Raw genomic sequence first — 18,794 nt, forward strand, 5'->3', positions numbered from 1 at the left:
CAAGACCCCCTTAAAGAAAAGCATTATACAGATTGTCGTATAGAAATGGCAGAAAAACTCGTAAGAACCTATAATATTGTACGCCCTACATGATGAGCTCTAAAGATATAATCATCTATAAAGATGCGCCAACCCCTAAAAGTAAAGCACATATCACACAAAAAGGCCAGTTGTTTATCCATGGAGTGCAGAACGGGGTGACGACCCCGTTCTGCACTCCATGGATAAACGTTCTGTGTGTTGATGCGGGGATGCAAGGGGCGGCGAGCCCCTTGACTGGGGGTCTGGGGGCTGTGCCCCCAGCTCCTCTTTTTCTCCTCGCCGCCGAAGGCGGTGAGGAGGAGCGTGCCCTTTCATCCTATTGCTTGTTGGGATGGATCGACTGCGATATACTGTTTTTGTTATGCATATAAAAAGAGATCCGGGGTATCATAAATGAAACAAATACAAAATACTATTTCCCTGGGCACAAGCGGAGGACGACAGACCTCTCTCGCACCTCGTCGTGTGCTTCTCTGTTTTCTGATCGGGCTGGGCATCACCTGCCTGTTGACCCTACTTCTTGTTTTTGGAATACTTTTCCCTTTCCATTTGCTGGCTGAATTACCTTTTATTCTTATTATTGCTCTTCCTGAACTGTGTATATTTACCGGACTGGCCCTGTTATTGGCACGGCCGCTGGCTATTATCCGTTATCTACGCGCGGCGCACGAATCCCAGAAAAAGTACCATGATCTATACACACCTCTGACGGCCCTGGCGAATATACGTCAGACGAGCGATCTGAGCCCGGCTCAGGATCAAGATGGTGTGGCGCAACGCGATGAGCAGGTCTCCATTCTGCAACTGGTTGAGAATCAGCGTTCTCACCTGCTGATCCTGGGCGTGCCCGGTGCCGGTAAAACGATGGCTCTGCGTGTCTACCAGTATATTTCGACACAGAAGACGATGGGCCTGGCATTGAGCCGGGGTAAGATCCCCGTCTATGTGCCGATGAAAAATTACAGCCTGTTTTTGAAGCAACAACAACTGGACGTTTCTCCTCCCATTGATGTGGAGGATGAGCGCGTCGATACTTCCCCTGCTTCACTGCTTTCTTACATTACGCAAAGTGATCTGCCAGGGATGCGTTTTTTGCGTCCTTATCTGCCCACGTTGTTCGCGCAGGGACGGCTCCTCTTATTGTGCGACGGCCTCAATGAGGTGGATAGCAACTACCTGACCCGGGTAAGCCATGAACTGGCTGAGGTGATGAGCCAGAATCAGAATCGTCTGGTCATGACATGCCGCGAGGTGGACTATCGCGAACAGGCTGAGTTTTCGCGCCTGGTTGAGGAGGGGCATGCGGCACGCGTGCTGGTCTATCCTCTCTTACCGGAGCAGGTGGAGGAGTTCGTCGCTCGCTATATCGAGCAGTCAGATGTTCCGTGGCAACATAGCGCCGATCAGATTATGACCGTGATCGATCGTAGCCGCCTGCGCTACCACTGCACCAATCCGATGATGCTGTTTACCCTGATGGGCATTATCGATAAGATCGGTGTGGATCGTGGCAAGCAGGTGGATACGCGTGGACGCCTGTTGCGTGAGTCGGTGCAGCAGCTGTTGGAGCAGGAGATTGAGAAGTGGGGCAGTGGCGCGCCAGCCGCGCAGGACGTGGTGCGTTTCCTGAGTGAAGTGGCCTGCGCGGCCCGCTGGGCCCAGGATCGCAACGCTATCCAACTCTCCCTCGCCCCGCTGGGAAGCTCTCATGCATCCCACAACTTTGATGAGGTACGCGACGAGCTCAGATTCTGGCTGGATGAGCATCCCGCGCAGGGACCCTTTACGACTGGTGAGCGACCCCGGTTCGATGCCTACGATGATCTTTCGCTGTTGATCCAGTTTGCTCAGCGGGCCGGCCTGATCGAGATCAGTGCGGACGGCGTGTTGAGCTTCCGCCATGAGCTGATCGCCGAGTACCTGGTGGCTGAATATTTCGCTGCCTGCGCTCCCCGTCCTCTCCCTCCCTTGCAGATTCGCGAAGACCTGCTCGAAGATGTTGGCCGCTGGAGCGAGCCGGTCGCCATCTGGGCTGGTCTGCTGGATAATCCCCTGGAACTGGCCGAATGCTTTGGCCTGCTGGGCGTCAGCAATAAAGCCTATGTGCTGCAGGCTCTGACACTGGGATTGATCTGTGTCGGTGTGCTGTGGACGCCGCCGCAGGCGGAGATCCAGCACCGCGTGGTGCTGCCCGCAGGCATCGAGGAGTCCCTCTCGGTAGCTGTACGCAATAAGGCCGCGCGCGAAGAATTGGCGCTGATCTTTACCCAGTGCGCTGAAGAGGGGGGACAGGAGGTCTATCGTTCTCTGCTGCCGCTGATTACGACCGATGGCATCGATGATTTGCTGACGCTGCTGGATCGCAATGTGGTGCCGAACCTGCTTTTTGCCCAGCTGCAGGATGCCGTGGATGATATGGCATACGAGCAGCAGGTAAAGCGTATCGTACGTGTGCTAGGACGCTTTGGCGAGCAGGTGGTGCCACGGGCGGCCGCGCTGAGCCTGCCGGCTCCTGAGCGTTCGCTGCGCCTGCGCTCGGCCGCCGTCAATACGCTGGGCTGGACCAATGAGAGCAGCGCGGTTGAGCCGTTGATCGAGCGGCTGCGCGATAGCGACCTGTTTATCGCCCAGCGCGCCACCAACGCATTGATCCGTTTGGGTCCGCAACTCATTTTAAACCGTGCCTTACTGGAATTAGAGAGCCGCAATCCCGGACCCTTTCAGCCGCGCGTCCACCAGGCATTGCTGACGATCCTCGATCGCTTTCTGGATGATCAGGATGGGGCACGTTACCAGGTGACGCTGGTGCAATATCAGCATATCATCGAGCATGTGGTGCCCATGCTGTCGTCGCAGTACCAGGCCGAGCCGGAGACGCAGCAGGTGGCGCGCGAGTTTATCGTCAAGCAGGGGAAGAGCGGATCGCTGCCCGATGGCGCCCGTGAGCGGCGTTGGGAAAAGGCGATTGACGCGCTGCTTGCCCTCCTGTCGTCTCAGGACGCCCGTGCGGTTCAGAACATGATCCTGGCTCTGCAGGAGATCGGCTCTCCCGCAGTTCCGCGCCTGATCGAGCGCCTGAACAATCCATCCGATGTGGTGCGTATGCGCGTGGTGCAGATCTTGAGTGAGGCGCGTGACTTCCGCGCGCTCGATCCCCTGCTGCGCCTGCTGGCGGACCCGCAACAATCTGTGCGGCAGCAGGTGGCACATGCCCTGCAGGTCTATGCCCCTGAGAGTATCCCGGGCCTGATCGAACGCATCCTGACCGATGCCGACGATGTAATCGCCGATCGCGCCTCGTCCATCCTGGAATCGATCGGTGAGCCAGCGGTTGATCCCATCATCGAGGCCCTCTCAACCGCTGTCTCGGGACGTACGCGTTTCCTGGTTCAGATCCTGGAGCATCTGCGCGACGCGCGCGCGGTTCCCGCGCTGATTCAACTGCTCAATCAGCCCCGGTTGGATCAACTGGTAACCATCGCTATTATCCGCGCTCTCTGCCAGTTCTCGGATGTGCGCGTGGTGACGCCGTTGCTGAAACTGCTCTCCGTGAGTAACACGATGGTTTATGAGGCGGCCATTCAGGCCTTGAGTCAACTGGGGCTGGTGGCGTTCCCCGGCCTGGTCGAGGCGTTGGATACTACTAATGAGACGGTCGCCACCCCGCGTGTGCGCCGGGCGTTGATGATGATGGAGCCATTCCCCGGTGAGTCGTTGATCGATGTGCTGGAGCAGCGGCGCAGCGTTGCCCAGGCCGAGCAGGTGGTGCTGGTCCTGCGCGATAAGGGGAAGGATGCCGCGCCTATCCTGGTGGAGAACCTGCTGCATCGCGACGAGTCGGTGCGTGAATATGTGCATATGGCGCTGGAGCAGATGCCCGGTCAGATCGTTGTGCCCGCCTTGCTGGATGGGTTATATCAGCCACCCATGCGTAATGTGGTCAGCGCCCTGCTGCTGAAGTATCCTCAGGAGGCGATACCGCCCCTGGTCAGTCTGCTTGGCGAGCACGAGCGTGGTCCCCTGGTGGCGGATCTGCTGCCGCGTTATGGCCTGCCTGTGCTCCGGCCTCTGGTGAACGGCTTGAACGATCAGCGGAACGCTGCCCGCGAGGCGGCTCAGCGCGTGATCATTTCCCTGGTGCGCCAGCGTCAGGGACAGGAGCAGCAGCGGGCCCTGCTTGAGGTGCTGCGGCTCTTCCATCCAACGCTGCCGCCATATGCTCGTGAAACGCTGCTGGATCTGTTGACCGAGAAGATGGCAGACATCAGTATGCCTGCTCTGTTAGACGGTCTGGAGGATGCACGTCTGATTGAGGATGTGGCCGAGGCTTTTGTACGCCTGGCTCGCAAGCCGGCGCGCCAGGACGAGGTGTTGGATCAACTGGTGCGCGCTCTCTTCAATAATGATCGTCGCCAGGGAGCTGAGATCGCTCTGATCCGCAATGGTGCCCCGTCCGTCACACGGGTAGGAGACCTGATCATCAATCCTGATCCAGCCGTAGCTCGTTCGGCCCAGTTTATCCTTAGCGAGATCGGCGTGCCGGCTCTCTCCTTTATCTGGACCGCCCAGAGCGATCGCAATAATCCGGCCCGGCGCGAAGCGGCCATGGCGGTGTTCCGTGGCATGCCCCCAGAGGTGATTAAGGACGAACTGGTCTCTCTGCTGGTCAGTAATAATCGCGATGACATCTCCATGGCCGTCTCCCTGCTGCTGGCACGCATCCATGAAGAGGCCCGGCTACCCTACGAAGAACACGTAATGGTGCCCGAACTGATCGAGTTCGTCCAGACCAGCACTATTCAGGAGACCAACCTGCGTGTGATGGCCCTGTTGCTGTTGTTGGGTGAGCAGGCTATTATCGATCACCTGGTGCAGGCGCTGATCGATAAACCCCAGCAGACGCGTCAGCTGGCCTACCTGTTCCTGTTGCTCGGCCCCAAAACGCAGCACCTGCTGCTCGAAGTGTTCGATGACGGCGACTCACCGGCCGCCCTGCGCGCCGAGGTGGCCTCTGTGCTCAGCATGACCATCGCGCCCGAAGATGTCAAGGATTATGTCTACAACATTGATCGATATGGGATCGCCAATCGTCGCCCTGGTTCCCCGTATCCCGAAGAGCTGGCGGTGGCCTTGCGTGCCCTGGGTGGCCTGCTCGTCAGTGGACAATGGGACGTAGGCAAGCTTCAGGAACTACGTGAAGACAAGTCGGATGAAGGCGCCCTGCGCGAGGTCGCCAACGTCCTGCTGGGCTGGCGCTACGAGCCGCAGCTCTTCAAGCTGCAGCAGGATATCGAGCACCAGCGCGACACCTTTAAGAAAGAATTGCTGGCCTCGACCATGAAAATGGCCGAGCAGCAGAAGCGCATCAGCGATCTGGAAGAGGACCTGGTGAAGTTTAACGACAAGCAGGGAGAGCATGAAGATGAGCTCAAAAAGATGCAGCGCGAAAAGGAAAGCCTCAAAGCCATGGTTGATCAACTAACCAAAGAGCGCAATCGCCTGCGCCACGAACTGGAAGAGGTCGAAGAGGAAAAGAGCGACCTCATGCAGCGCCACCAGGCCATCCAGCGCCAGCTCCCCAAAGGGCCAACCAGCGGCAGCAGCGGCAGCCAATCCCAACGCCTCCGCTAAATTGGGGAGATGCAGGAGGGGCGCAGAGCCCTTCCTGCCGGGGGGAGGGGGTGCCTTTCAAGTATAGGTTTTTGGAGAAGGAGGAAAAAACTTGGCGAGTCATGGTTTTCTGCTATAATACAAAACGATTTCCACATCATTTGTAGGAGAAAACATGAATCGCCATCATTTATTATCGCAATGGTTGGACCAGGTGTCAACGGCCTTTCCTCATCTTCGCTCATCGCAACTCAACGGGCTCGTCCTCTGGAGCGTTGGCATGACGCTGCTGGGCGCTTGTGGATGGTCGCAGATCAGTGCTCTGCTCGCGTGTGTCCTGGGTCAATCCGAGGACGCAGTAGCTCAACGTTTACGGGAGTGGTATCTGGATGCACATGACAAATGCGGTGACAAGCGACGGGAGATCGAGGTCTCCACCTGTTTTGCTTCCCTGTTGCGATGGGTGGTGCGCTGCTGTGGACCTCACACGCGCCGTATGGCACTGGCCCTTGATGCCACCACCCTGGGAGAACGCTGGACAGTGCTCTCGATCTGTGTGGTTCTTCGCTCCTGTAGTATTCCAGTGGCCTGGAAAGTGTTGGGGGCGCATGAGAAAGGGTCCTGGCGACCGCATTGGGAAGGCTTACTCGCGCATCTGCACGGGTGTGTGCCTGGAGAGTGGTTCGTGATCGTGATGGCTGATCGCGGACTCTATGCCCAGTGGCTCTATGAAGGGATTCGCACCTGCGGCTGGCATCCCTTCTTACGGATCAACGGCAACTGTAAAGCTCGACGAGTTGGCTCAGACGACTTTGAGATGATCGCGCAGTGGGTGCCCACACCTGGTCTATCGTGGAAAGGGCGTGTGGAGTGCTTCGCGAGCAAGCAGGCGCGGGTCAACGCGACGGTGTTGGTGCATTGGGAAGAAGGCTACGAGGGTCCCTGGGTCGTGCTGACGGATCTGCTTCCGCAGGAGGCTGAGGTGTGTTGGTATCGCATGCGCACCTGGGTCGAAACGGGGTACAAAGATTTCAAGCGGGGACTCTGGGGATGGCATCACAGTAAAATGACGCAAGCAGGGCGTGTGGAGCGTTTGTGGTTGGCGATGGCAGTTGCCCAACTGATGAGTGTGAGCATGGGGTGTGTCGCTGAAGAACAGCAGCGAGCGGCAAACAGTGAGCAGGAGTTGCCTGCAAGCCATATTGCGCGCAAGAAACGCTGCAGGCCCAACCATCAGCCGCGAGTGCGTCGATTGAGTTGTGTGGTACGCGGGCGGTTACAGGTGCTAGCAACCGTGCTCAATGACGAGCCGTTGTTGCAGGGGCAGATGCTCGATGAGCCATGGCCGCAAGACATGCAACCACCCAGAAAGCTACCAAGCGCCTCAGAGCGACACAAGCGGGAGAAGAAACAGGAGCGTAAGCGCCGAGCCCGAGCTCGTGAACGGGCCAGCGCTTAACGTTCCCCAAAAAACCTATACCTGTAAGGGAGGGGGTGCCCCCAAATGCCCCTTTCCCTCTCAGCTCCCTCGAAGATAAGCATCAGGATGACATCCTGTCTGAGGACATATCTGAACCTGGTTACAAGCTATGAAAGTATCGCAACAGTTAAGAGCCCGAGACGACCTCTGCCGGCGGGATTTCATTGACAGTCAACGGTTCACCATGCTCAGGACGTCTCAAACGCAATACAACGAGTGCAGTCAATATGCCTAAAAGCGCCAGCCCTGCAGTCAGATAGAAAGCATGCTGAAGACCATAATTTACTGCTTTTGCTAACGCGCTTCCCGCAAGGTTATTGGTCCCTTCGTTGACTATGGCCACGATGAGGGCTAGGCCAATGGCGCTGCCTACCTGTTGAGACGTACTTGCTATCCCCGAGGCGATGCCCTGCTCTTGAGGAGGAACATCCATCGCCGCTGCTATCCACATCGCAGTCCAGGTAATACCCTGCCCCAGTGCCGCGATGATTGCGCCTGGTAAAACATCCGTAACATAGGAACCGGTTGGCGAGATGCAATATGCTAATAAAACAAAGCCCACTACCCCCAATGCCATCCCGATCATCAACGTCCATTTAACACCTGCTTTTGTCGTTAATCGTCCTCCCACGTTCGTTCCCAGCGCATTTACCAGTGCTAGAGGCAGAAATCCCAGACCTGCTTGAATTGCCGAGTAACCGTGAACCTGTTGAAACCAGACGGTAAGCAAGAAGGTCTGACCTCCAAATGACGCCATGAAAAGTGCGGTGAGAATAATAGAGGCAACAAGGCCCCGTTTCTTTAAAAGTGGTAACGGCATTAATGGAGCCTGTGTACGAGATTCGATGAAAACAAACCCTGCAAACAACAGAAGTGCGATGAGTATACAGATCAACGTATATGCTGAAGCCCAGCCTTTTTCTGGTCCCTCAACCAGCGCGTAGACAAAGAGCAAAGCCCCTGCCGTTGAGGTAAGCGCACCTGGCAGATCGTAGTGATGTAATGATTGCTTTTCTCTTTTTTCTTGCGTCAGAAAAAAGGGAGCAGCAATGGCAGCAAGGGCAGCAAAAGGAACATTGACAAGAAATGTCCATTCCCACCCCAATGTACTGGTGAGGAGACCACCGAGCAAAGAGCCCATCGCAAGACCACTACCACCAGCAGCACCCCAGATGGCAAGGGCCTGATTCCGTTCTCGTCCTTCCTGGAAGGACGTATTGATAATGGAAAGAGTAGCGGGGAAAAGAAACGCTCCAGCGATTCCCTGGAGCGCACGAGCGGCCAGAAGAAAGGCTGGTGCTTGTGCCAGTCCTCCCAGGAGGGAAGATAGCGCATAAAGGGCCAGGGCCAGAGTGAACATCCGTCTCCGACCGAGAAGATCAGCTGCTCGCCCACCAAGGAGTAAGAAGCCACCGAAGGTAAGTGCGTACGCGCTGACAACCCACTGAAGGTTTTGGGCGGAGAAGCCTAGACTATGGCCAATAGATGGAAGCGCTACGTAGACAATATTATAGTCAACGGCAATAATTAATTGAGAGCAGGCCAGCAAAGCCATGGCCATGCCAGGTCGCTTGAGGCTTTGTACAACAGCATTTTGTTCTTGCATATAGTGCTTTCTCTTTCTTTTGAATTATTACGTATCCGAGAACCTGGGTGCGAAGCACGAGCCATGTCAGTGGCGTTGGTGCTCGAAACCAGGTCTTAGAGCGTGTCAGACTTCCGTCATGTTGAGAGCATGTACGCGTCCCCGCACAGGCGTCCGCTACGCGGCCGCACCGGTTTTGGTTGTTGGTGTATCAGGGGCGCAGATGCGCCCCTGATACACCAACAACCAAAGGACTCTTGAGCACCGCAGGGGCAAAACCTCATGCAGGCCGCAGGCTATCATCATGAGAGTCTGACACTCTCGTTTAGACATCATAGTCACTGCGAACAAAAGCTTAGCGCATAGGTTCTATAGAAACAAGTAGTGAAAAAAATGTGATATAGTAACAAAAAAATAACCAACAGGGAAATAGCGATGCATAAAGGAGATTATCAGTGTCAGGAGCCCAGTTGTCCCACTGAAGTGACAGTTGATGTAATTGGAGGAAAGTGGAAAGCACTGATCTTGACGTTTTTACTGCCAGGTCCACGGCGTTTTGGTGAGATAAGCCGCTTTCTTCCTCATGCCAGCAAACGCATGCTCACGCTTCAACTTCGTGAGTTGGAAGAAGATGGTGTCATCCACAGAGAAATCTATAAAGAGGTCCCTCCAAAGGTTGAGTACTCACTCACGCCGTTCGGCGAAACCCTGAAGCCCATCTTGCTTCTAATGGCAGATTGGGGAGAAAAATACGTAGGGAAAAAGCTGAAGCAGTTGAAGCAGGTTGAGTCGCGAACATTTTAATCATACACGGAGAAGTGGATGGGCCTCCTCGTAAGAAGCGACCAGCCTCCCCGCTCCCACGAGTTGCACAACTCGTGGGAGCGGGGAGGTGCAGGATGGGCGGCTGCCCTTCCTGCCGGGGGCATGGGGGTGTCCCCCAAATGCCCCTTTTTCCCTCTTTGCCGCCGCAGGCGGCACATCAAGAACCTCAAGTTCCTGTTAACAGAGAGGAATAAAAAGAAATGGGCGCTGAGCGCTACTCCTTGCAGCGCACGCTGCCAAGCGGGCACATGAGCGAAGTCTGGCTGGCCTACGACCAGCAAGAGGCCCGCCAGGTCGTCGTCAAAATCATGAAGGTCTACGAGGGCGACCCCTATCGCAACCAGAAAACGGCCGAGCGCTTCGCGCGCGAGATCGCCATTCTGCAGGACCTGAGCCACCCCCAGATCCTACCGCTGCTGGACTCCGGCCATATGCTCTATAAGCGCCACAACGTTCCCTACCTGGTGTCGCCCTACATCCCCGAGGGTTCACTGGCCACGTTGATGAATCGGCGTCCCCCCTGGCAGTTCTGGTCGTTGCGCCAGGTGGCCGATGCCGTCATGCAGGCGGCGAACTGCCTGTGGTATCTGCACTGCCATCAGCCGCAGATTGTGCATGAGGATATCAAGCCGGGGAACTTTCTCTATCGTTCAGTCAACACGGCCGAGCGCGTCGTCTTTCTCTATCTCTTTGACTTTGGCATCTCGCGCTACAAACACCAGTCCTTTGAAATGGCCAGCGAGGTGGTGGGCACGCCAGCGTTTATGGCCCCGGAACAGATCGAGCAGCACGTTCATTGCGCCTCCGACCAATATGCCCTGGCCGTGATGGCCTGCGTGCTGCTGACCGGCCAGTTCCCGGTTCATGTCGATGATGAGGATCGGCAATACTACCTGGAGGCCCACCTGTATACTCCTCCTCAACCTCCCAGCGCTCTGTTGCCCGAGCGGCTGCGGTCGGAGCAGATAGATAATGTCTTTCTGCGCGCCCTGGAGAAGAATCCTGAGCGCCGTTTCCCGACCGTGCTGGCGTTCGCCGAAGCTCTGCGCCATGCTATCTCTGCCTATGGCGAGGATAAGACCGAGCCAGATCCAGTTCTGGTCGTTCCGGGCCCGCGTTTCTCCCCCGCCTTCGATGCGTCCGATAGCCAGGACCATCGTGTGTTGGACGAGCCGCTGCCGATCAAGCCTCCCAAAGCGATCGCGCCTGATCGTCCTGAGGGCGTGTTGCTCGCGCCATTGCCGGTACAGGGACCACTACGTGTATCGCTCCCTTCGCGTCCCAAGGCGTTGAGCTGGTGCCCCGATGGCGCGGCCCTGGCCTGCGTGCTCTATGGTGCCATCTATATCTACCGGCGGGGCCATGATCTGCAACTGGTGACGACCCTCAACGCGGGGCGTGCCAGCGTGGTGAGCTGGTCGGCCGATAGCCGGGTACTGGCGGTGGCTGGTGACCGCCAGGTCTGTTTCTGGGATGTGGAGCGTGCCGCTTCACTACCCTACGCGCTGCAGTTGACCGTCAGCACGCCGCTAGGCATGGATTGGTCCCATCAGGATCAACTGGCACTCTGGCTCGATACCACAATCTGGATCTACCATCTCCCGTGCGAACGCCTGCTGCAGTCGCGCCCACTGGCGCCCCAGCATATCTCTACGGGAGAGATGCGCTGTGATAATGTTGGCACCCTGCTCTGGTCGCCCGATGGAACCCTTCTGGCCAGTGGGTCCAGCCATGGCGAAGTGGTTTGCTGGCCGGTAGGTAGTAAGCAGCTCGCCTGGCAGGTGGCCAACTTGAGCCAGAAAATTCAATGCCTGGCGTGGTCAAGAGATGGCTCACTGCTGCTGGTGGCGACCCAGGATCGTCGCGTGCTGGGCCGGGATGTACAAACGCAAAGCGAGGCCCTCCATTGGGAGAAGCTGCCCGCCCTGCCACGCTTGCTCACGATCTCTCGTCAGGGCCATATTACGCTGGCCTCCAGCGAGAAACGGCTGTTAATCGGTTTCGCCCACACCGCGCACCCCTCTCTGTCGGCGCCAGGACAACTCCTGGCCGCCTGGTCGCCTGGAAAAAATGAGCTGGCTACCCTGGATGATCAGGATGCCAGCGTCCTCAACATCTGGTCCATCCCTGCCTGATGCTCGCTGTATCAATGGTTAAAAAAAGGTTTCATATTGTATCTTCATATCTTGCTGTTGCGTATACCAGATATATCCAATAAGTCAAAAAGAACATAAAAACGTTTTTGCTGAAATAGATTGGAGGGCATTCTATGAGCTCACATACTGAAGATAAAAGCGATAAGAAACTCCTCAGCGATAAAATTAAAGATATCCGCATGGCGATGATGACCACCGTCGATCCTGACGGGACCCTGCACAGCCGCCCCATGGCCAGCCAGGACTTCAAGGCGCTGGAGTTTGATGGCGATCTCTGGTTTATGACCTATGCCAGCTCGCACAAAGTTACAGAGGTGCAGCAGCATCAGCAGGTCAACCTGAGCTACAGCAAGCCGGGTGACAATCTGTATGTCTCGGTTACCGGGACGGCGCAACTCGTGCGCGATCGCCAGAAGATCAAAGACCTCTGGAACCCAATCTATAAGACCTGGTTTCCCAATGGTGAAGACGATCCCGATATCGCGCTGCTGAAGGTGCATGTAGATAGCGCCGAGTACTGGGATGCGCCATCCGGCAAGATGGGTTTTCTGTATACCATTACCAAAGGTTTAGCCTCGCATGGCGAAAAGCAGGCCGGCGAAGATGTAAAGCTCGACATCCATTGAGCGCCACGAATAAAAAATACAAAAAAGAGAGGTGCCTTTACGACACCTCTCTTTTTTGTATTTTTTATTCGTGGCGCTCAGGGCGGCTGATGATCCTGGCATGGCGCTGGAAGCGCAGGTAGGACCAGCTCCATTGCATCAGTACGATCAGGCGATTTTCGTAGCCAATCAGATAGATGATATGCACGAGCAGCCAGAGCATCCAGGCCAGGAAGCCGGCGAAGCGGATCTTGTTTATGTATGCGACCGCGAAGGCGCGCCCCACGGTGGCCATATAGCCTTTGTTGTGGTAGTGGAATGGTGCTTCTGCTGGCTTGTTGGCGAGCCGCCGCTCGATGACGGACGCTACATATCGTCCCTGCTGCATGGCTACCGGCGCGATGCCCGGTAGCGGCTTCCCATCCTGCATGAGGGTGGCCGTATCCCCCAGCACAAATATCTCTGCATGCCCCGGCACCGTCAGGTCGGACAACACCTTGACGCGTCCAGCCCGGTCGGTCTCGGCACCCAGCCATTGGCCCGCCGCCGAAGCCTGCACGCCCGCAGTCCAGATTATGGTGCTGGCAGGGATCCATTCACCGCCGGCGATAACCCCATCGGTCGTAATCTCTTCCACAGGCGTGCTGAGGCGTACGTCTACCTTCAGCTTTTGGAGCTCATGACGAGCTTTTGTCGAAAGCGAGCGCGGAAAGGAACCGAGGATCTGCGGCATGGCCTCAATCAGCAGGATATGGATTCTGGCGGGATCGATGTGTCGGAATTCGGGGAGCAGCGATTTGTAGGCCAGTTCGGCGATAGAACCGGCCAGTTCAACCCCGGTTGGACCCGCTCCAACGACGGCGAAGGTCAATAACTGCTGGATGCGCTCGGAATCGGTCTCGATCTCCGCCTGTTCGAATGCCAGTAGCAGCTTGCGGCGTATCTCACGCGCATTGTCCAGGTTTTTTAAGCCGGGTGCCAGCGGCTGCCACTCCTCTGTATGCCCGAAGTAGTTTTCATGGGCGCCGGTGGCGATAATTAAATAATCGTAGCTGATGCTGCCGTCCCGCATCATCACACGCTTCTGTGCTACATCGATGCCCGTGACCTCAGACATGATGACTACGGTGTTCTTCTGCTTGCGCAGCACGTGACGGATCGGCGTACTGATATCGGCGGGCGAGAGCGCCGCCGTTGCCACCTGGTAGAGCAAAGGCTGGAAGAGATGGTGGTTAGTACGATCGATCACCGTCAACTGCACATCCGGCAGCTTCTTACCCAAAGCCAGCGCCGCCTGCAGCCCCCCAAAACCAGCCCCGATAATGACAATATGCGTCTCATTTGTTGCTGTATCCCGCTGACGTGTCATCCTGGAAATTACCTTTCATGGATACGTTTTCGCTGCCGAAGCAAAAACGAGAACGGAAGCGAAGGCTCCAAAAGAAACGTCCCCGTAGGTGCCGGGCTTGCCCCGGCTTTGCCGCGCAGCGGCCCGTACCCGGGCGCGCACGTTCCCCCAAAGGTGACATCTTTCCCAGCGAAGGATGAACCAATGGATGGGCGATATTATCATTTTACACGTTTGAGGTTGTCAGAATGGGACATGTTGGAGCGCTGGAATTGTTGCCAGCGCGCCTGCATCTGCTGGAAGTTATCGTCAAGCCTGTGGCGCGGCAGCACCACCTGGGTGGTCTGGCCCTCACCGATCAGGTCGGATAGCTCGTTATAGACCTGGCAATGGATGTAGACGCGGTTCTTTTCGACCCTGGGCTGATCGGCTATCAGCCGCACGCGCATGCCGGGCAGGGCCGAAGCGATATGGCGCACGCTTACCTCGTGTCCAATCGCCTCTTCATCCCGCTCCAGAAATGGTAGCAGCAGTTTGCGTCCCACCAGCTCCATGTGCTTCGTCATCCAGTAGGTGGCGTAGACGGGATGGATGGCGCCCAGTTCCTCGAACTGGACCGTCATCTCGTCTGTTACCGTGATCTCAAATTCTGCTTGCTGGTCGGATGGTATCGGCTGCATCGCTCCCCTTCTCTCTGCCTGTGAGCGGACTAGCGCATGTGCAGCAGCAGGCACTGCGGCTGCTCAAGCAGCTCAATCAGGGTGTTCAGGAAGCGCATGGCCAGCTCGCCGTCGATCAGGCGATGGTCGGCGGTAAACGACAGCGGCAGCACCGGTCGTACCTCGATGTGATCTTCCACGACCCAGGGACGTTTGGTGATGCGGCCCAGGCCCAGGATGCCAGCTTCGCCGGGATTGATGATCGGCGTGGTGAAGAAGCCACCGACGGTGCCGTAGTTGCTGATGGTGAAGGTGCTGCCGCGCAGCTCCTCCAGCTTCAGTTTCTGTTCACGGCCTGCATCGGCCAGCCGCGCGATCTCGCGTGCGATCTCCAGCAGCGTCAGCCGGTCCGCGTGGCGTAGCACGGGCACCAGCAGGCCATCGCTGGTCGCGGTGGCGATGCCGATATGATAGTAGCGCTTGAGCACGATCTCCTGCGTCCCCTCATCAATGGTTGCGTTGATCATCGGATAGTGCTGCAGCGTATGTACCAGGGCCTTGATGATCATGGGGAGATACGAGAGCTTGACGCCCTCTGCCTGCGCCAGTGGCAGCAGGTTTTTCCGCAGTTCGACCAGGCCTGTCGCGTCGACCTCGACCAGCGATGAGACCTGGGGAATCGTGCTGACCGAGCGTACCATATTTTCGGCGATGCGTCGGCGCAGCCCGCGCAGGGGGATGCGCTCCTCCTCCTGTGGTTTTTCCTCGCTCTGTGTTATTGTCGGCATCGCGGGCTGTCGGGCCGCTGTTGTAGCGACCTGTGCGGCGGCTGGCTGCGCCTCCACCTGTGCCGGGGCGTTCATGCGCGCGATGGCCTGCTGCACATCCTCTGTGCGTACGCGACCCGCATGGCCTGTACCACTGATGGTGGCGATGTCGATGCCAAACTCTTTCGCCATGCGCCGCGCCACCGGCGTCGCCAGTACCCGACGTGGATACGTCGTCGGAGCCGTATCTTTCTCTTTATGCACGCCATTGCTCAGGTTGGTCTTGATGGCGGGCAGGATGGTCTGGTGCGTCACCGCGCTGGCCGCCGGGGTGGCTGAGAGTTGACGGGCGGCGGACTGCTGCTCCGCCGCGTCCTCCAGCGTCAGCAGGACGGTTTTGACCGCGACGACCTCGCCCTCGGGGATCGACAGTTCAACCACCGTGCCTGCTACTGGCGAGGGTAGTTCGACGACCGCCTTGTCGGTCTGCACGGCCACGATGGCTTGATCCTGCGTCACCTGATCTCCTGGCTTGACGAGCCATTGGACTATTTCTGCTTCAGTGATCCCTTCCCCCAGATCTGGAAGATGAAATGGCACTATCATTACATGCTCTCCTCAAGAGCCCGTTGTTGACCAGCGCGCGAATGACGCTGGCCAGACAGGCGCTGTTATACCGTCATCGAGGCTCTTGCCGCCTGAATAATGCGGGTGGCGCTGGGTACGTGGTAATCCTCTAAAATAACGGGCGAGACGACGTCGTAGCCCGTGACGCGCATGACCGGAGCCTCCAGCCAGAAGAGCGCCTTCTCGTTGATGGTGGCGACGATCTCGGCACCCACCCCGGCCGACTTTGGTGCCTCGTGCACCACGATGGCCCGCCCCGTCTTTTCGACCGAGTGGATAATGGTCTCGCTATCAAACGGCGAGAGGGTGCGCAGATCGATGATCTCGGCCGAGATCCCTTCTTCTGCCAGCAGGTCCGCCGCCTCCAGCGCGGTGGCGACCATCGCGCTCCAGGCGACGATGGTGATGTCGGTTCCTTCACGCGCGATGGTCGCCTTGCCTAACGGGACCGTGTAGTGTCCGTCGGGCACATCCTGGCGTCCGGCGCGGTAGCCGCGCAGGGGCTCAAGAAAGACGACCGGATCTGGATCGTTGATAGCCGCCAGCAGCATGCCTTTGGCGTCATAGGGGGTGGCCGGGGCCACGACCTTTAGACCAGGGGCATGGACGAAGTGGGCCTCCAGGGCGTCACCGTGCAGCTCGAAGGCGCGTACACCACCCCCAAAGGGGGCGCGCACGACCAGGGGACAGGTGAAGCGTCCGCGCGAGCGGGCGCGGATGCGCGCCGCCTGCAGTAGCAGTTGGGCGAAGGATTGCATCGAGAAGCCCAGAAATTGGATCTCGGCGATCGGCAGCAGACCATAGGTCGCCAGTCCAATGGCGGTCCCGACGATGCCGGCCTCGGCCAGCGGGGTATCCACCACGCGCTCCTCGCCATAGCGCTCGATCAGCCCATCGGTGGCACGGAAAACACCGCCGTTGCGCCCGACGTCTTCGCCCATTACCATTACCCGTTCATCCTCACCCATGGCCACGTTCAGGGCGTCATTAATGGCCTCAATCAGGTTACGCTGAGTCATGGGAAGGTGACTCCTTTCTGCGATTGCCTGAGCGATTCCAGCATCTCCTGCCGCTGCTGCTTCAGAATGGGCGTCGGCTCGGCGTAGACCTGCTCAAACATGCTTTCGGGCGGTGGAATAGGCTCGGTCAGGGCTGTGGTGACGCTGCGCGCGATATATTCACGCAGCTCCTCTTCCAGCGCCTCCTGCTTGTTGGCATCCCACAGGTTTAGATGTTCCAGGCAGACGCGCAGACGTGTGATGGGATCGCGCTGATCCTTCCACTCGGTCAGCTCGCCGGCCGGCTGATAGCGCTGCGGATCATCGGCGGTGGAGTGGGGACCAAAGCGGTAGGTGACGGCCTCGATAAAGGTTGGACCTTCGCCGTTGCGCGCCCGCTCAAGCGCCGCCCGCGTCTCGCGATACATAGCCAGTACATCATTGCCATCCACCAACTTGCCGGGCATGCCATAGGCGACGGCCTTCTGCGCGATGGTCTCGCTGGCCGTCTGCCTTGCACGTGGGACCGAGATCGCCCAGCCATTATTCTGGCTGATCAATACAACCGGCGCCTTGAACACGGCGGCGAAGTTCATCCCCTCGTGGAACGCTCCCTCTGAGGTGGCGCCATCTCCAAATAGTGTCAGGGCGGCCGTTTTGGCCCGGCGCAGCTTCATGCCCCAGGCTACGCCAACGGCGTGTGGAATCTGTTCGGCGATGCCGATCTGCTGTCCAAATACATTGACGCCCGGTGGGACCAGGCCGGCTTTGGGATGGCCACGGAAGAAGAGGGGAACGTGTTCGGCCGGCAGACCATGTACGATACAGGCCAGCCCATCGCGATACGAACCGAACAGCCAATCATCCTTTTTAAGCGCCAGCGTGCTCCCAACCTGGGCCGCTTCCTGACCCGCGACCGGGGCGTAGGTGCAGAGCCGTCCCTGCCGCTGGAGATTAATCAACCGCGTATCAAAGAGGCGGCCAAAGCTCATCCAGCGATACATCTCGAGCAGCATTTCCTCTGACTCTTCGATATGCATCCCTGGCTGCAGTGAGCCATCGGGCGCCAGCACGCTGATGGGCTCCGGTGGCCGGATATCATGCTCATGAAGTGTACTAGTCATGTGTCTCTTCTCGCACTTACTCATCTTTGTAATTATCGTCAGGGTGCCGCTCCGCTGCGGCCAGGGCTGGCATATTTATCGCCTGCTTCTGGTCCCTCCTGAGAGGTTTCCTATAGCTGCTGTGGAACATGCCTGCGCCTGTCTGACTTCATAGACTGCTATGTACGTATGATTTGCTGAGAATGTGTCTGACTCTCATGATCATCGCTCTAAGCATGCTTAAGTTTTTGCACCTGCAGTGCTCAGAAGTCCTTTGTAGGTTGGCACATTGGATGCGCATCCGCGTACTGCATGCATCAATACATCCCTGATATGCAAGCACTGACGGTGCTCCCACGTCCTTTATATGGTGGTACATCGGGGCGCATCCACTCACCACAAGACTCCTGATATGCAAGCACTGACGGTGCTCCCACGTCCTTTATATGGTGGTACATCGGGGCGCATCCGCTCACCACAAGACTCCTGATATGCAAGCACCGGCGGTGCTCCCACTCCCTTTATATGGTGGTGCATCGGGTGCGCGGATGCGCACCCGATGCACCACCATATAAAACCCTCGCGGCCGCGTAGCGGACGCGCGTATGGCGGCGCTCACATCCCCACACAATGACGAGAGTCAGAATAGACCATTAAACAATTTCGGTAAAGGCAATGGTGACGCTATCGGGCGTCGCAAAATTAACAAGATCGGCATTAGTCGCCTGCCCCTCGGGGGAACTCAGGCCGGCCTTACGCTCTTCTTTACTATTGAAATAGAGGGTTGCCATCAGATAGTAGGGGGCATCCTTGCCGGTGAAGCGGCTGACCTCGACCTTCTGCAGGCCCGGTATCTTTTTGACCAGGGGGATATGGGTATCAAAGTAATGCTTCTCGAACTTCTCACGGTCCGCCGGTTCCTTATAGAGCGCGATCATTGTGACTGCCATTGTCATCATTCTCCTTATAGCGCTTGCCACCGCCGAATC

General features: G+C 57.5%; 12 protein-coding genes. 5 read left to right on the forward strand and 7 right to left on the reverse strand.

Going from position 1 to position 18,794, the window contains the following annotated elements; all coding sequences use genetic code 11:
- Positions 1 to 435 precede the first annotated feature (435 nt).
- Together KTT_RS18625 and KTT_RS18630 are read left to right on the forward strand one after the other, a co-directional pair.
- Positions 436 to 5,673 (forward strand): HEAT repeat domain-containing protein, encoded by a 5,238-nt coding sequence (locus KTT_RS18625; protein WP_126597429.1) that lies wholly within the window; start codon positions 436 to 438, stop codon positions 5,671 to 5,673.
- Between the two features lie 154 nt (positions 5,674 to 5,827).
- Positions 5,828 to 7,111, forward strand: coding sequence for a hypothetical protein (locus KTT_RS18630; RefSeq protein WP_126597430.1), 1,284 nt, complete (start codon positions 5,828 to 5,830; stop codon positions 7,109 to 7,111).
- 148 nt (positions 7,112 to 7,259) lie between these two features.
- Here KTT_RS18630 and KTT_RS18635 read toward each other — a convergent pair whose 3' ends face one another.
- A complete protein-coding gene (locus KTT_RS18635) occupies positions 7,260 to 8,738 on the reverse strand; it encodes an MFS transporter (protein ID WP_218030919.1) in 1,479 nt (492 codons plus the stop codon).
- A gap of 414 nt (positions 8,739 to 9,152) precedes the next feature.
- On the opposite strand from KTT_RS18635, the gene KTT_RS18640 reads away from it, so the two are divergent.
- The 3 genes from KTT_RS18640 to KTT_RS18650 all read left to right on the forward strand — a co-directional run bounded on the left by KTT_RS18640 (position 9,153) and on the right by KTT_RS18650 (position 12,324).
- Positions 9,153 to 9,521, forward strand: a complete 369-nt coding sequence (locus tag KTT_RS18640; RefSeq protein WP_126597431.1) for a winged helix-turn-helix transcriptional regulator — start codon at positions 9,153 to 9,155, stop codon at positions 9,519 to 9,521.
- 221 nt (positions 9,522 to 9,742) lie between these two features.
- Complete coding sequence (locus tag KTT_RS18645) at positions 9,743 to 11,677, forward strand: WD40 repeat domain-containing serine/threonine protein kinase (RefSeq protein WP_126597432.1); 1,935 nt, start codon at positions 9,743 to 9,745, stop codon at positions 11,675 to 11,677.
- A 134-nt stretch (positions 11,678 to 11,811) separates the two neighbouring features.
- Positions 11,812 to 12,324, forward strand: a complete 513-nt coding sequence (locus KTT_RS18650; RefSeq protein ID WP_126597433.1) for a pyridoxamine 5'-phosphate oxidase family protein — start codon at positions 11,812 to 11,814, stop codon at positions 12,322 to 12,324.
- Positions 12,325 to 12,388: 64 nt separating this feature from the next.
- Here KTT_RS18650 and KTT_RS18655 read toward each other — a convergent pair whose 3' ends face one another.
- The 6 genes from KTT_RS18655 to KTT_RS18680 all read right to left on the reverse strand — a co-directional run bounded on the left by KTT_RS18655 (position 12,389) and on the right by KTT_RS18680 (position 18,755).
- On the reverse strand, positions 12,389 to 13,672 hold the full coding sequence (locus tag KTT_RS18655; protein ID WP_126597434.1) for an NAD(P)/FAD-dependent oxidoreductase: 1,284 nt from the start codon (positions 13,670 to 13,672) through the stop codon (positions 12,389 to 12,391).
- 200 nt (positions 13,673 to 13,872) lie between these two features.
- The gene (locus tag KTT_RS18660) at positions 13,873 to 14,331 is read right to left on the reverse strand and encodes a thioesterase family protein (RefSeq protein WP_126597435.1); all 459 of its coding nucleotides are present in this window, start codon (positions 14,329 to 14,331) and stop codon (positions 13,873 to 13,875) included.
- 29 nt (positions 14,332 to 14,360) lie between these two features.
- Positions 14,361 to 15,683 (reverse strand): dihydrolipoamide acetyltransferase family protein, encoded by a 1,323-nt coding sequence (locus tag KTT_RS18665; RefSeq protein ID WP_126597436.1) that lies wholly within the window; start codon positions 15,681 to 15,683, stop codon positions 14,361 to 14,363.
- A 65-nt stretch (positions 15,684 to 15,748) separates the two neighbouring features.
- Complete coding sequence (locus KTT_RS18670) at positions 15,749 to 16,723, reverse strand: alpha-ketoacid dehydrogenase subunit beta (protein WP_126597437.1); 975 nt, start codon at positions 16,721 to 16,723, stop codon at positions 15,749 to 15,751.
- Entirely contained in the window at positions 16,720 to 17,826 is a 1,107-nt protein-coding gene (pdhA, locus tag KTT_RS18675) for a pyruvate dehydrogenase (acetyl-transferring) E1 component subunit alpha (protein ID WP_126597438.1), read from the reverse strand. The genes KTT_RS18670 and pdhA overlap by 4 nt, the downstream gene beginning before the upstream one ends.
- Positions 17,827 to 18,458: 632 nt before the next feature.
- The gene (locus tag KTT_RS18680) at positions 18,459 to 18,755 is read right to left on the reverse strand and encodes an EthD family reductase (protein ID WP_126597439.1); all 297 of its coding nucleotides are present in this window, start codon (positions 18,753 to 18,755) and stop codon (positions 18,459 to 18,461) included.
- Between the last annotated feature and the right edge of the window lie 39 nt (positions 18,756 to 18,794).

The sequence above is a fragment of the Dictyobacter aurantiacus genome (genome assembly GCF_003967515.1).
Taxonomy (GTDB): Bacteria; Chloroflexota; Ktedonobacteria; order Ktedonobacterales; family Ktedonobacteraceae; genus Dictyobacter; species Dictyobacter aurantiacus.

Excerpts from the sequence above, each read along its gene's own strand:
- KTT_RS18670 (WP_126597437.1), bottom strand. The coding sequence starts at position 16,723 with ATGACTCAGCGTAACCTGATTGAGGCCATTAATGACGCCCTGAACGTG.
- KTT_RS18640 (WP_126597431.1), top strand. The coding sequence starts at position 9,153 with ATGCATAAAGGAGATTATCAGTGTCAGGAGCCCAGTTGTCCCACTGAA.
- KTT_RS18665 (WP_126597436.1), bottom strand. The coding sequence starts at position 15,683 with ATGATAGTGCCATTTCATCTTCCAGATCTGGGGGAAGGGATCACTGAA.
- KTT_RS18645 (WP_126597432.1), top strand. The coding sequence starts at position 9,743 with ATGGGCGCTGAGCGCTACTCCTTGCAGCGCACGCTGCCAAGCGGGCAC.
- KTT_RS18625 (WP_126597429.1), top strand. The coding sequence starts at position 436 with ATGAAACAAATACAAAATACTATTTCCCTGGGCACAAGCGGAGGACGA.
- pdhA (WP_126597438.1), bottom strand. The coding sequence starts at position 17,826 with ATGACTAGTACACTTCATGAGCATGATATCCGGCCACCGGAGCCCATC.
- KTT_RS18635 (WP_218030919.1), bottom strand. The coding sequence starts at position 8,738 with ATGCAAGAACAAAATGCTGTTGTACAAAGCCTCAAGCGACCTGGCATG.
- KTT_RS18650 (WP_126597433.1), top strand. The coding sequence starts at position 11,812 with ATGAGCTCACATACTGAAGATAAAAGCGATAAGAAACTCCTCAGCGAT.
- KTT_RS18680 (WP_126597439.1), bottom strand. The coding sequence starts at position 18,755 with ATGGCAGTCACAATGATCGCGCTCTATAAGGAACCGGCGGACCGTGAG.
- KTT_RS18630 (WP_126597430.1), top strand. The coding sequence starts at position 5,828 with ATGAATCGCCATCATTTATTATCGCAATGGTTGGACCAGGTGTCAACG.
- KTT_RS18655 (WP_126597434.1), bottom strand. The coding sequence starts at position 13,672 with ATGACACGTCAGCGGGATACAGCAACAAATGAGACGCATATTGTCATT.
- KTT_RS18660 (WP_126597435.1), bottom strand. The coding sequence starts at position 14,331 with ATGCAGCCGATACCATCCGACCAGCAAGCAGAATTTGAGATCACGGTA.